The following is an 11,278-nucleotide window of genomic DNA, read 5'->3' as shown; positions in this document are numbered from 1 at the left end:
CGCCGCCGTCGCCGTCGCGAACTCGTGCGGCGGCGCCTCACGGCGCGGCGCGGCAGCCGCCGCCGTCGCGAACTCGTGCGGCGGCGCCTCACGGCGCGGCGCGTCCGCCGGCTCCTCGTCGTTCTCGACGCGCAGCACGGCCGCGGCGACGGCAAGCACCAGCGCGATCGCGAGCGGGCCCGTCGCGGCCTCGCCGGCCGCGACCAGCGTCAGCGCGTACACGATGAAGCCGACCACCGACCAGGTGCTCAGCGGTTCGAGGTGCTGGCGGGCGATCCGCTGCCAGCGCGGGTCGTCGAGCTGCGCCCAGAGCACGCCGCGCGCGGTCGCGCCGAGCAGGAGCAGGACGATCGAGACGGGGAGGGCCGCGGTCGCCGCGGCGGAGAAGACGTCGTTCATGTCTGGGTGCCTCCGCTCGTGCTGGGCTCGGTCGGTGTGCTCGGCGCGCTCGGGTCCGGCGCGCTCGGCGTGCTCGGGGCGGGCGCGGTCTGGCCGCTCCCGTCGTCGCCTCCTGGTCCGCCGAAGCCACCGCCGTCGCCGCGACCGCCGCGGGGCCCGCCGAAGCCGCCGTTGTCTCCGCCGCGCCGTCCACGGAAGCCGCCGTCGTCGTCCTGCGGGGACGCGCCGCCGGGGACGCTCGGGGTCGTCGTGGGCGCCGAGGTCGGGGACGCCTCGGCCGGGCCGCGCACCGCGGCCACGAGGAGAAGCGCCAGGAACGCCGCGACCGCGGCCGCGCCGACGCGGCGGTGCGCGCGGCGGCGTTGGGCCGGCGCGGGATGGGTGCTGTCCATCCCGACAGGGTCGATCGGCGGCCTAAGAACGAGCCGCAGATCGCCTGGGAGGTTCCTGAGCGTGCGTCGCTACGCGGCGATAGCCAGCAGCGCCTGGGCCACGTGCGAGAGGTGCGTGCGCATCGCGGCTTCGGCCGCGGATCGGTCGCGCGCCGCGATCGCCTCGACGATCGCCGTGTGCTCGTCCAGCGAGCGCGTCGAGCGGCCGGGGGCGAGCACGGTGCGGAACTGGAAGCGCACGACCTGCGAGTTCAGCCGCGCGCAGATGTCGCGCGCCACGGTGTGGCGCGAGATCTCGAGGATCCGGCGGTGCATGACCGCGTTGCGCTCGGACATCGCCAGCAGCTCGCCCTCGCCGTGCAGGCGGCGCATGTCGGCGACGATCGCGCGGAGCTCCTCGGCTTCCTCGTCCGTGCGCCGGTCGGCGGCGTGGCCGGCCGCGAGCGACTCGAGCGCCGCGCGCGCCTCGAGGATCTCGACCGCCTCCTCGGCGGTCACGCGGCGCACGCGCGCCCCGCGGTTGCGCTCGCGCAGGACGAGCCCGTCGTGCTCGAGCCGGAGCAGCGCCGTGCGGATCGAACCGCGGCTCTCCCCCAGCTGCTCGGCGAGCTCCTCCTCGACCAACCGCTCGCCGGGTGAGAGCTCACCGGCGACGATCCGTCCATGGAGCATCTGGTACGCGTCGATCTCGCTCACACCCAGAGCTTAAGTGCGCCGAACCTAAAGAGGGACTGTCCCTCTTTAGGTTCGACACGCTCGCGCCGGGGTGGGCGAGGTCTACGGAGTGGGTGCGGGAGTGGCGTTCCCGGACGGGCGCTCGCCGCGCGGGCCGCCCTTGCCGCCGGGCCCGGGCCCGAACTTGGCGTCGCCGAGGCGGGAGACCTGCTCGTCGAGGCGCTTGACGGCCTCGTCGTACTGGGCCTGCGTGAGCTTCTTGGCCTTCAGCTGGGTGTCGAGGCGCGCGACCGCGGCCTTCTTGACCGCCGCCTGCACGTCGGCGAGCGTCTTGCCCTCGGCCTTGACGATCGCCTCGAGCGTCTTGCCGTCCCGCAGCTGCGCCTTGAGCGACTCCTCGGTGATGCCGATCGCCTTCGCGGCGTCCTCGAGCAGGAACCGCCCGCCGCCCGGGCCGCCGTGCCCGCCGCGGCCACCCGGGCCGCCGTGCCCGAGCGACAGCACGGTGCCGTCGGCGGCGCGCCGCGCCTTGATGTCGTCGGCCTGCGTCTGGGTGATCGTGCCGGCCTTCACGGCCGCGTCGAGCTGCGCGTCCTCGGCGCTCGACAGCGCGGAGCGCAGCTCGTCGGCGGTCACCCCGAGGCGCTTGGCGGCGTCCGTGAGCACCGCCGTCTCCTCGGCCTTGCGGTCGGTGGTCGCGGCGATGGCGGACGCGCCACCGGCGAGTACGGCGAGCGTCGCCGCTCCGGCAATAAGTCTCTTCCTGGACATGCCTTGAGCATCGGCGCCCACCCTGAGCTGGGGCTGGGAGTTCCCTCAGAGTGCCCTTATGCGGACTTGACGCTGAGCGCGACGACGGCCACGTCGTCCGTGGCGCCGGGCTTGACCATCCGCTCCACCAACGTCTGGCACAGGTGCTCCGGATCGTCCGGCCCGTGCTCGACCAGCCAGCGCAGCTGCTCCGTGCGTTCGGTCGCCACGGCGTCCCGGCGCTCGACCAGCCCGTCCGTGTACAGCACCAGCGTCGTGCCCGGCTCCACCACCTGGACCGTCGTCGCGTACTCGGTCCCGACCGGGTCGCCTGCGAGCAGGATCCCCTCCGGCCCGAGCTCGAACGCCGTCACGGTGGGCGTGCGCACGAGCATCGCGAGATGGCCGGCGCGCGCCCACGTCCACGTCCGCGCGCGCACGTCGAACACGCCGTACACCGCCGAGCTGAACGCGGCCAGCGGCGCTGCGTGCGCGAGGTCGTTGAGCCGCCCCATGACGCGGCCGGGGTGCAGATCCTCGAGCGCCGCGCCCCGCAGCGCGTTGCGGAGCTGCGCCGCGGTCGCGGCGGCCTCGATGCCGTGCCCGACGACGTCGCCGATCGCCACCCCGAGCCGCCCACCGGGCAGCCGGAACGCGTCGTACCAGTCGCCGCCGATCAGGTGCTCGGCCGGCGCGTACCGCGCCGCGATCTGCACGCCCGGCATCTCCGGCAACGCGCCCGGGAGCAGGGAGAGCTGGAGCGTCGCCGCGACGTGGTGCTCACGCGCGAGCGCCTCCTCCGCGAGGATCCGCGCCGCCCGCCCCTCGAGCTCCGCGACGGCGGCGTCGGCGAGGTCGTGCAGCGTGTCCAGGTCGTCCGCCGACCACGTGCGCGGCTTGGTGTCGATCGCGCACAGCGCGCCGAGCGCCTCCCCGCCCGCGGTCACGAGCGGCCAGCCGGCGTACGCGATCGCGCCGAGGTCGCGGATCGCGAGGTTGCCGGCGAACCGAGCATCGAGCCGCGCGTCCTCGGTCGCCACGGCCGCGCGGGTCGCCACGACCGTCTTGCAGAACGAGTGCGACAGCGGCGTCCCGCGCGCGAACGGGCTCTCGGGGTCCAGCCCGCTCTGCCCGGGGAAGCTCTGCGCGTCGACATCGACGAGCGAGACGAGCGCCACCGGCACGCCGAGCAGCCGCGCCGCGAGCCGCGCGAGCCGGTCCAGCGCGGGATCTCCGGTCGTCGCGTCCAGCCCGAGCGTCCGCCGCACCCGCCCGACGGTGCTGCCGACCAGCTCGAGTGCCGACCACTCCGCCACCGACCCACCGTACCGCCCGGCTCTCATCGGCCGGTATTCGGGTCCCCTAATCTCGAAGGATGCCTCCCCGCGTTCCCCGCCGCGCGTCCGTGGTCTCCACGGAGCGCCTGACTCCCCACATGGTGCGCGTCGTCCTCGGCGGCCCGGCCTTCGACGGCTTCGCGCCCGGCGCGTTCACCGACCACTACGTCAAGCTCCAGCTCCCCGATCCCCAGGACGCGGAGAAGACCCGCACCCGCACCTACACCGTGCGCGCCTGGGACGCCGACGCCCGCCAGCTCACGATCGACTTCGTCGTCCACGGCGACACCGGCGTCGCCGGCCCGTGGGCCCAGAACGCCAAGCCCGGCGACGAGCTCGACCTGCTCGGCCCCGGCGGCGCCTACACGCCCGACCCCGAGGCCGACTGGCACCTCCTCGCCGGCGACGCGAGCGTCATCCCCGCGATCTCCGCCTCGCTCCCGCGGATCCCGGCCGGCACGCCGGTGCACGTCGTGATCGAGGTCGACGGCCCCGAGGAGGAGCAGCCCCTGAGCACCCCCGGCGACCTGCGCCTCACCTACCTGCACCGCTCGGCCGGCCCGGGCGAGGAGCCCGACCTGCTCGCCGACGCGATCAGCGCCCTCGAGCTGCCCGACGGCCGCGGCCACGTCTTCGTCCATGGCGAGGCGAGCAGCGTCCGCGCGCTGCGCAAGCACCTGATCGGCGAGCGCGGCCTGGACCCCGCGACCCTGTCGATCTCGGGCTACTGGAAGCTCAAGCGCACCGAGGAGGGCTGGCGCGAGGACAAGGCCGAGTGGGCCCGCCTCGTCGAAGCCGACGTGGCCACGGTCTGACATGACGAGCCTCGGCCGCACCGCGTTCAGCAAGGCGCACGGGGTGCGCTCCGAGGCCGAGTACAAGCGCCGGCGCCGTGACGCCGGGCAGCTGACCTACCACGCCCACCTCGGGCTGAGCGACTGGGCGGCGACGGAGACCGCGCTCGAGGAGATCGTCGCCGGGCTCGCCGAGCATGACCAGACGCTCGACCGCTTCGGGCTCTGCCTGTCGCGGTCGATGGGCGTCCCCGCCGCCGAGAGAGACGGCGCCGCGAAGGAGACCGGCCCGCGGCTGGAGCCGGAGGACTGGGCGAAGGTCGCCGCCGCGCCCGTGCAGCCCCACCTGGGCGACTTCATGATCGGCACGCCCGCCGGCCTGGAGAACACCGAGCACGCGCTCGCGGCCGGCATCACCACGATCGGAAACCTGGGCCAGCACTTCGCGTTCGAGCCACCCGGCGGCTACGACGACCGCGCGCTCACGAGCATCACGGTGCAGGCGATCGGCGCGATGGCCGCGCTGCGCGAGGAGGGCGCGCTCGTGCACGCCTACCTCGACGACGGTCCCGCAATGCAGTTCGAGCACTACGGCGGCTACCTCGGCTGGGCCGCGCTGGAGCTCTACGTGGTCGAGGAGCTGCTCGGCGCGCGGCTCGCGCACTGCTACGGCGGGCTCGTCCCCGATCCGAGCCACCGCGCGATCGTCGGCCTCGCGCTCGACCACCTGCGCGACGGCCACTCGCTCGGCTCGATGATCTACGGCAACACGGTCGAGTACGGGCGGGACCGCCAGCAGAACCTCGCGGTGCTCACGACCTCGGTGATGATCGACGTCGCCACGCAGCTGCGGCGGCCGACCGGCCACGCGATCAACCCGGTCCCGCTGAGTGAGGCCGAGCGGATCCCGGACGCGGCCGAGATCCTCGAGGTGCACCTGATGGCGCGGGCGATCGAGCACGAGGTCCGGCGCGGCCCGGCGCTGCTCGACTGGGCCTGGGTGGAGCGTCGCGCGGCCGAGGCCGCCGCCTACGCCCGCGCGTTCCGCGACGGCGTGCTCGCCACGCTGAGCGACGACGGCGTGAACATCGACGACGCCGCCGCGCTCCTGCTCGCGCTGCGCCGCACGACGCCGGCCGAGCTCGAACGCCGCGTCCAGCCTCCGGCGCCGCCGGAGCTGCTCAAGCTCGAGACCTGGAAGCACGGCGTCGTCGCCACCGTCGCCCAGCGCGCCCGCACCACGCTCCCGCGCCTGGACGGCCTGCGCGTCGTGCTCGCGGCGCTCGAGGTCCACGACGTCGTCCGCGACGCGCTCGCCCGTGAGCTCCCGCAGGCCGGCGCGCAGGTGATCGTGCTGCCGAGCTCGGTGTCTCCCGCACAAGTCGCCCAGGCCGCCGCCGACGAGGACGCGCACGCGGTGATCGTCGCCACCTACAACGGCGGCGCGCTCACGCTCGGGCGGGAGCTGAAGGCCGCGCTGCCACCCGACGTCGCGGTGATCTTCGGCGGCGTGCTCAACGAGGACGACGGCGGCCCACTGCCCGTCGACGCGCGCCCGGGCCTCGAGGCGATCGGGATCCGGTGCGTGGACGACATCGAGGAGCTCGGCGCGAACCTAAAGGCCCTGGGTCTTTAGGAAAGCGCGTCGACCGCGAGCCGCGCGAGACGGCCGAGCAGCGCGTCGTCGCCCGGCGTGGGTGACGCGCCCTCGGCGGCGCGCACGCTGATCGCCACGGCGTGCCGGCGCCCGTCGCGCTCGACCACGCCGATGTCGTTGCGCAGGCCGGGCAGGGTGCCGCTCTTGGTGGCCGTGCGCCAGTCCGGCTCGAGGAACCCCGCCGCGATCCGGGGGCGCAGCGCCTGCCCGCGCAGCCAGCCGCGCAAGGCGCCGCACGCCGCGGGCGAAGCCGCCTCGTCGCGCCAGATCAGGCCGAGCAGCCGGGTCAGGTCCCGCGGGGTGGCCCGGCTCACCGGCCGAGCCTCGTCCCCGACCACGGCCGCGAACAGGTCGCGGCAGCAGCCGTGAAGCGTCGTGGACCGCAACCCGAGTGGGTCGAGCGGCTCACGCAGCGCCGGCTCCCCGCCGAGCGCGTCGAACAGCGCGTCGGCGGCGGCCACGTCGGACACGGTCAACGCGAGCACCGCGAGGTCACGCAGGGACAGCTCGACGGGATCGGCCAGCATCGCCAGCCCGGGCGAGCCCGGTGTGCGCTCCTCCCCGACCCGGACGCGCTCGCGCAGGTCACGCCCCGCATCGCCCGCGCGCAGCATCGCGAGCACGAGGTGGACCTTGAACACCGACGAGAGCACCACCGGGGTGTCCGCGCCGACCGACACCTCGCGCGACGGATCGTCGACGTCGACGACGTGCACCTGGCCCTCGGCGCCGGCGGCGGCCAGCACCGACACGATCGTGCGCTCGACGCTCATCCCAGCCAGCCCTCCGCCGGCGGCTCGGCGCGCCGTGACGGCGGCGTCCACCCACCCGCGTCGACCAGCGCTTCCCGGGCGGCGCTCGCGAACGCGGCAGCGCCGGGGAGCGCGGGATCGGCCAGCAGGACCGAGCAGCGCGCGGTCAGCGGCGCGGCGAGCGGGCGCCAGCGCAGCCCGGCGGGCTCCGCCGGCGGCTGCTCGGTCAGCAGCACCGCGTCACCGGCGAGGACGAGCCCTCGCGCCCACTCGGCGTCCGGCGCGGGCGCCGTCTGCGCGGGCACCCAGCCGTGGGCGGCGAGCCCGGCCAGCAGGTCCTCGGTGCCGGCGGAGTCCTCCGGGCGCACGAGCACCCGCTCGCCGAGCTCGGCCGGCGCCACGTCGGTCTGCGCGGCCAGTGGGTCGTCGGCGCGCAGGAGCGCTCCGAGCCGCGCGGTCACGGTGAGCGCGACCTCGCCCGTGGCGACGCCGGCCGGCTGGCGGACCACGGCGGCGTGGAGCTCACCGCCGCCGAGCTCGCGGCGCACCGCGGCCGGGCTGCGCGGCGTGAGCTCGAGCAGCGCGTCACCCCCGCGGAACGCGCGCTGCAGCGCCGCCACGACCTCGGCCGGGAAGTCCGGCGTCACGGCCGCGCGCAGGACGGGCCGGGTGGCTTCGGTCGCCGCGTCGGCGACCAGCTCGCCGAGCGCGTCCGCACGGGCGAGCAGTGCCCGCGCCTCCGGCAGCAACGCGCGGCCCGCCGGGGTGAGCGCCACCCGCCGGCTGGTGCGCTCAAGCAGCCGTGCGCCGAGCGCCGTCTCCAGCGCGCGCACCCGCTGCGAGAGCGGCGGCTGGGCCATGTGCAACCGCGCCGCCGCCCGTCCGAAGTGCAGCTCCTCGGCCACGGCGACGAAGCAGCGCAGATGACGCATCAGGTCCATCGAGACCAGAACGGTATCGATCCGTCCGGACCATCTTGATCTTGGAAGATGACGATCTTGGTGTTGCCCCGGTCGACCCTCGCTGATGGGGTGATGGGCATGCATCGGTTCCGCAAGCTCCTGTCCACGCTCGCGCTGACGCTCGCCGTCCCCACCGCCGCCGCGCACGCCGCGCCGGTCCAGCGCCCCGACCTCGAGCGCCACTTCACCGCCGCGGGCACGACCGGCACGATGGTCGTGCAGCGCTCCGGCCACCGGCCGCGCACCTGGGTGGTCGGCGAGCGCAGCGCCCAGCGCTTCCTCCCCTCGTCCACGTTCAAGATCCCGAACGCCCTGCTCGCCATCGACCGCGGCGTCGCTTCGGGCGCCGACCAGCCCTACCCCGGCCCGAACCCGAACGTCCTCGTCGACGGCGCGCCGTTCCTCCCGGTCGTGTGCGAGGGCGACCTGACGCTCGCCACCGCGCTCGCGAACTCGTGCATCCCGATCTTCCAGCGAATCGCGCGGCAGGTCGGACTGCGCACCTACACTCGGGAGCTCGCGCGCATGGACTACGGCAACCACGACATGGCGGGCGCACAGGTGGACCGCTTCTGGCTCGACGGGCCACTCGCCATCTCGGCCCGCGAGCAGGTCGAGTTCCTGCGCCGCCTCGAGCGCGGTGCGCTGCCGGTCTCGCGCCGCGCGGTGCACGAGGTCCAGGACATGCTCGTCCTCGAGCGCGACAAGTGCGGCGTCCTGCGCGGCAAGACGGGCTACGTCTTCACCACGGCGCCACGCGTCGGCTGGTGGGTCGGCTGGGTCGAGCGCGGCGAGGACACCTACACCTTCGCGCTGAACCTGGACATCACCCGCCCGGAGCACCCCGCGGCGCGCATGACGATCGGGCGCGCGATCCTCGGCGAGCTCGGCGCGCTGGGAGCTTCATGCTGAGGCGGCTGGCGCTCACGGTCGCGGCTTCGGCGCTCATCGCCGCGCCCGCGCAGGCCGCGACCCTGTCCAAGAAGGACCGGTCGCGGGTCGAGCAGCTCGCCCGCTCGCTCGGGTCCAACACGAGCCTGCTCGTGACCGACACCCGCGGCCGCACGCTCGCGGCCGTGCGTCCCTCCACGCGCCGCTCGCTCGGTTCGCTGACCAAGCTCTACACGTCGAGCGCGGTCGCGCTCGGCCTCGGCGGTCCGCCGCGGACGGCGGTCGAGCTGGCGGGCACCCTGGGGCCCGACGGCACGCTGACGGGCGACATCGTCCTGCGCGGCGGCGGCGACTCCGGGCTCGGCGACGTCGGCCTCACCCGCCTGCGCGACGCGGTGGTGCAGGCCGGCGTGCGGCGCATCACCGGCCGCGTGATCGGCGACGGCTCGCTGTTCGACGGTGCGGTCGGCGGCCCGGCGACCGGCGGGGCGTTCGACCCCGAGTTCGAGGGTGCGGTCGGCGCGCTCACGTTCGAGCACGGGCGGTCCGTGCCCGGCGGGCCGTTCCAGGTCGATCCGGCCGCTGCCGCCGCGGCGCGCTTCGACGACCTGCTGGAAGCGGTCGGCGTCGTGCTCCCGAACGGGGCGGTGTCCGCGCCGACGCCGGCCCGTCCCCCGCTGGCCGTGGTGGACGGCGATCTCGACGCGCTGCTGCGCGCGATGAACACCGACTCGAGCGCCGTGACCGCCGAGACGCTCGGCAAGCTGCTCGCCACTCGCTCAGGCCAGCCGGGCACGAGCGCGGCGGCCGCGGCGACGATCCAGTCGCTGGTGCGCAGTCGCTTGAAAGTGCGGCCGCTGATCGCCGACAGCGCCGGCTTCGTCGCGGGGTCCAAGGCGACCGCGCGGGACGTCACCACGTTGCTGCGCCAGATGGATCGCCGGCCGAGCTTCCGCCGGTCGCTCGCCCGCCCCGGCCAGGGCACGCTCACCAACCGCAGCGTGGGCAGCGGCTGCCGGGCCAAGACGGGCACGCTGCGTTCCGCGAAGGCCACGACGCTGGCGGGGATCTGCAAGGGCCGCGTGTTCGCGATCCTCAGCGTCGGGCCGAGCGCCGAGCGCGCCCGTGGCGTCCAGGACGACATCACCCGCGTGCTCGCCCCATAGGATCCGTCCCGTGAAATACCTGGCGCTGATCTACGGCAACAAAGAGATCTGGATGGGCGATCCCAACCGGCCGGGCGTGATCGCCGCCGTCAACGAGTTCAACCGGCGCCTGACCGAGTCGGGCGAGCTGATCTCGGTGAACGGCCTCGCCGCCCCGGTGGTCAACGTCCGCCACACCGACGGTCCGCCCGTCGTCTCCGACGGTCCGTACCTGGAGGTCAAGGAGCACGTCGGCTCCTACTTCATGCTCGACGTCGAGAGCCACGAGCGCGCGCTGGAGATCGTCCAGTCCTACCCCGGCGTCACGAGCCGGGGCGGCGGTGTCGAGCTGTGGCGCCTGATGAACCAGGGCTGAACGCGACCCTGCGCGAGCACGCGCCGCGCGTGCTCGCGACGCTCGTGCGCCGGCACGGCGACTTCGCGCGCTGCGAGGACGCCGTGCAGGAGGCGCTGCTCGAGGCCTACCTGAAGTGGGACGCGGTGCCGGAGCACCCGTTCGGCTGGCTGCTCACGGTCGCGTCGCGACGCCTGACGGACGCGCGGCGCGCAGACGCCTCCCGCACCGCCCGCGAGGAACGCGTGTTCCGCGAGGCCGTCGCAGTGGACGCGCCGGAGGAGGACGACACGCTCGCGCTGTTCTTCCTGTGCTGCCACCCGTCGCTCGCGCCGTCGGCCCAGATCCCGCTGACGTTGCGCGCGCTCGGTGGCCTGACGACGGAGGAGATCGCGGCGGCGCTGCTGACCACGCCCGCGACCGTCGCGCAGCGGATCGTGCGCGCCAAGCAGCGGCTGCGCGACGTCGCGTTCGGCGTCCCGCCCGAGCCGCCGATCGCGGGCGTCGCCCAGGTCCTGTACCTGATCTTCAACGAGGGCCACATGGCGACCGCGGGCGCCGAGCTCCGGCGCGACGACCTCGCCGCGGAGGCGATCCGGCTCACCCGCGAGCTGCGCCGCGCGCTGCCTGACGACGCCGAGGTTGCCGGGCTGCTCGCGCTGATGCTGTTGCATCACGCGCGCCGCGCCGCCCGCGCGACGCCGGGCGGCGACCTGATCCCGCTGGAGGAGCAGGACCGCGGGCTGTGGGACCCCGCGCTGATCGCCGAGGGGATCACGCTCGTCGAGTTCGCGGTGACCGCGCGCCGGCCGCCGGGTCCGTACGCGCTGCAGGCGGCGATCGTGGCCGTGCACGCCGAAGCGCCGGACGCCGGGCAGACCGACTGGCCGCAGATCCTCGCGCTCTACGACCTCCTGCTCGCCGCGCACCCGAACCCGGTGACCGCCTTGAACCGCGCGGTCGCAGTGGGCGAGGTGCAGGGCGCGACGGCTGGGCTGGCCGCGGTCGACGCGGTCGCGGAGGACCCGCGCATCGGCGCCAGCCACCGCGTGGACGCGGTCCGCGGCCACCTCCTCGCCCGCGCGGGGGAGACGGCGGCCGCGGCCGCCGCGTACGAGCGCGCCGCCGCGGCCGCGACGCAGGACGCGGAGCGCCGCCACCTCGCGGCG

The 11,278-nt window shown here is 75.1% G+C and carries 13 protein-coding genes; 6 read left to right on the top strand and 7 right to left on the bottom strand.

Features of this window, described 5'->3' with window-relative positions; translation table 11 throughout:
* From OJ997_RS35470 to OJ997_RS35450, 5 genes are all read right to left on the bottom strand, one after another.
* Positions 1 to 399, bottom strand: a 399-nt coding sequence (locus OJ997_RS35470; RefSeq protein ID WP_270030185.1) for a hypothetical protein, incomplete at its 3' end; no start/stop codon positions are given.
* Positions 396 to 791: a hypothetical protein gene (locus OJ997_RS35465; RefSeq protein WP_270030184.1), complete on the bottom strand. Its 396-nt coding sequence runs from the start codon at positions 789 to 791 to the stop codon at positions 396 to 398. The genes OJ997_RS35470 and OJ997_RS35465, both read right to left, overlap by 4 nt.
* 69 nt (positions 792 to 860) lie before the next feature.
* On the bottom strand, positions 861 to 1,487 hold the full coding sequence (locus OJ997_RS35460; RefSeq protein WP_270030183.1) for a GntR family transcriptional regulator: 627 nt from the start codon (positions 1,485 to 1,487) through the stop codon (positions 861 to 863).
* A gap of 81 nt (positions 1,488 to 1,568) precedes the next feature.
* Positions 1,569 to 2,237 (bottom strand): hypothetical protein, encoded by a 669-nt coding sequence (locus OJ997_RS35455; protein ID WP_270030182.1) that lies wholly within the window; start codon positions 2,235 to 2,237, stop codon positions 1,569 to 1,571.
* 56 nt (positions 2,238 to 2,293) lie between these two features.
* A complete protein-coding gene (locus tag OJ997_RS35450; RefSeq protein WP_270030181.1) occupies positions 2,294 to 3,532 on the bottom strand; it encodes a PP2C family protein-serine/threonine phosphatase in 1,239 nt (412 codons plus the stop codon).
* 59 nt (positions 3,533 to 3,591) lie between these two features.
* Here OJ997_RS35450 and OJ997_RS35445 point away from each other — a divergent pair, with 59 nt between their 5' ends.
* Both OJ997_RS35445 and OJ997_RS35440 read left to right on the top strand, forming a co-directional pair.
* Positions 3,592 to 4,368 carry a siderophore-interacting protein gene (locus OJ997_RS35445; RefSeq protein ID WP_270030180.1) on the top strand — a complete coding sequence of 259 codons (777 nt, stop codon included), beginning with the start codon at positions 3,592 to 3,594 and terminating at the stop codon, positions 4,366 to 4,368.
* A gap of 1 nt (position 4,369) precedes the next feature.
* A complete protein-coding gene (locus OJ997_RS35440) occupies positions 4,370 to 5,983 on the top strand; it encodes a cobalamin B12-binding domain-containing protein (RefSeq protein WP_270030179.1) in 1,614 nt (537 codons plus the stop codon).
* Here the strand turns inward: OJ997_RS35440 and OJ997_RS35435 are convergent.
* Entirely contained in the window at positions 5,980 to 6,777 is a 798-nt protein-coding gene (locus OJ997_RS35435) for a serine hydrolase (protein WP_270030178.1), read from the bottom strand. The two genes, OJ997_RS35440 and OJ997_RS35435, sit on opposite strands and share 4 nt — an antisense overlap.
* Positions 6,774 to 7,697, bottom strand: a complete 924-nt coding sequence (locus OJ997_RS35430) for a LysR family transcriptional regulator (RefSeq protein ID WP_270030177.1) — start codon at positions 7,695 to 7,697, stop codon at positions 6,774 to 6,776. Before OJ997_RS35430 ends, OJ997_RS35435 begins: the two co-directional genes overlap by 4 nt.
* A 99-nt stretch (positions 7,698 to 7,796) precedes the next feature.
* Between OJ997_RS35430 and OJ997_RS35425 the strand changes: the two genes are divergently transcribed.
* From OJ997_RS35425 to OJ997_RS35410, 4 genes are all read left to right on the top strand, one after another.
* On the top strand, positions 7,797 to 8,630 hold the full coding sequence (locus OJ997_RS35425; RefSeq protein ID WP_270030176.1) for a penicillin-binding transpeptidase domain-containing protein: 834 nt from the start codon (positions 7,797 to 7,799) through the stop codon (positions 8,628 to 8,630).
* Positions 8,624 to 9,775, top strand: a complete 1,152-nt coding sequence (locus OJ997_RS35420) for a D-alanyl-D-alanine carboxypeptidase (protein WP_270030175.1) — start codon at positions 8,624 to 8,626, stop codon at positions 9,773 to 9,775. The genes OJ997_RS35425 and OJ997_RS35420 overlap by 7 nt, the downstream gene beginning before the upstream one ends.
* 10 nt (positions 9,776 to 9,785) lie before the next feature.
* Positions 9,786 to 10,130: a YciI family protein gene (locus tag OJ997_RS35415; RefSeq protein ID WP_270030174.1), complete on the top strand. Its 345-nt coding sequence runs from the start codon at positions 9,786 to 9,788 to the stop codon at positions 10,128 to 10,130.
* Positions 10,106 to 11,278, top strand: a 1,173-nt coding sequence (locus OJ997_RS35410; protein WP_270030173.1) for an RNA polymerase sigma factor, incomplete at its 3' end; no start/stop codon positions are given. The genes OJ997_RS35415 and OJ997_RS35410, both read left to right, overlap by 25 nt.

Source organism: Solirubrobacter phytolaccae, from assembly GCF_027587195.1.
GTDB lineage: Bacteria > Actinomycetota > Thermoleophilia > Solirubrobacterales > Solirubrobacteraceae > Solirubrobacter > Solirubrobacter phytolaccae.
Note: the sequence above shows the minus strand (reverse complement) of the source record. Positions and strands in the feature narration are given on the sequence as shown.

Bases quoted from the DNA above. Each gene is read 5' to 3' on its own strand.
- OJ997_RS35425 (WP_270030176.1), top strand. From the start codon at position 7,797: ATGCATCGGTTCCGCAAGCTCCTGTCCACGCTCGCGCTGACGCTCGCC.
- OJ997_RS35440 (WP_270030179.1), top strand. From the start codon at position 4,370: ATGACGAGCCTCGGCCGCACCGCGTTCAGCAAGGCGCACGGGGTGCGC.
- OJ997_RS35430 (WP_270030177.1), bottom strand. From the start codon at position 7,697: ATGGACCTGATGCGTCATCTGCGCTGCTTCGTCGCCGTGGCCGAGGAG.
- OJ997_RS35455 (WP_270030182.1), bottom strand. From the start codon at position 2,237: ATGTCCAGGAAGAGACTTATTGCCGGAGCGGCGACGCTCGCCGTACTC.
- OJ997_RS35465 (WP_270030184.1), bottom strand. From the start codon at position 791: ATGGACAGCACCCATCCCGCGCCGGCCCAACGCCGCCGCGCGCACCGC.
- OJ997_RS35420 (WP_270030175.1), top strand. From the start codon at position 8,624: ATGCTGAGGCGGCTGGCGCTCACGGTCGCGGCTTCGGCGCTCATCGCC.
- OJ997_RS35445 (WP_270030180.1), top strand. From the start codon at position 3,592: ATGCCTCCCCGCGTTCCCCGCCGCGCGTCCGTGGTCTCCACGGAGCGC.
- OJ997_RS35435 (WP_270030178.1), bottom strand. From the start codon at position 6,777: ATGAGCGTCGAGCGCACGATCGTGTCGGTGCTGGCCGCCGCCGGCGCC.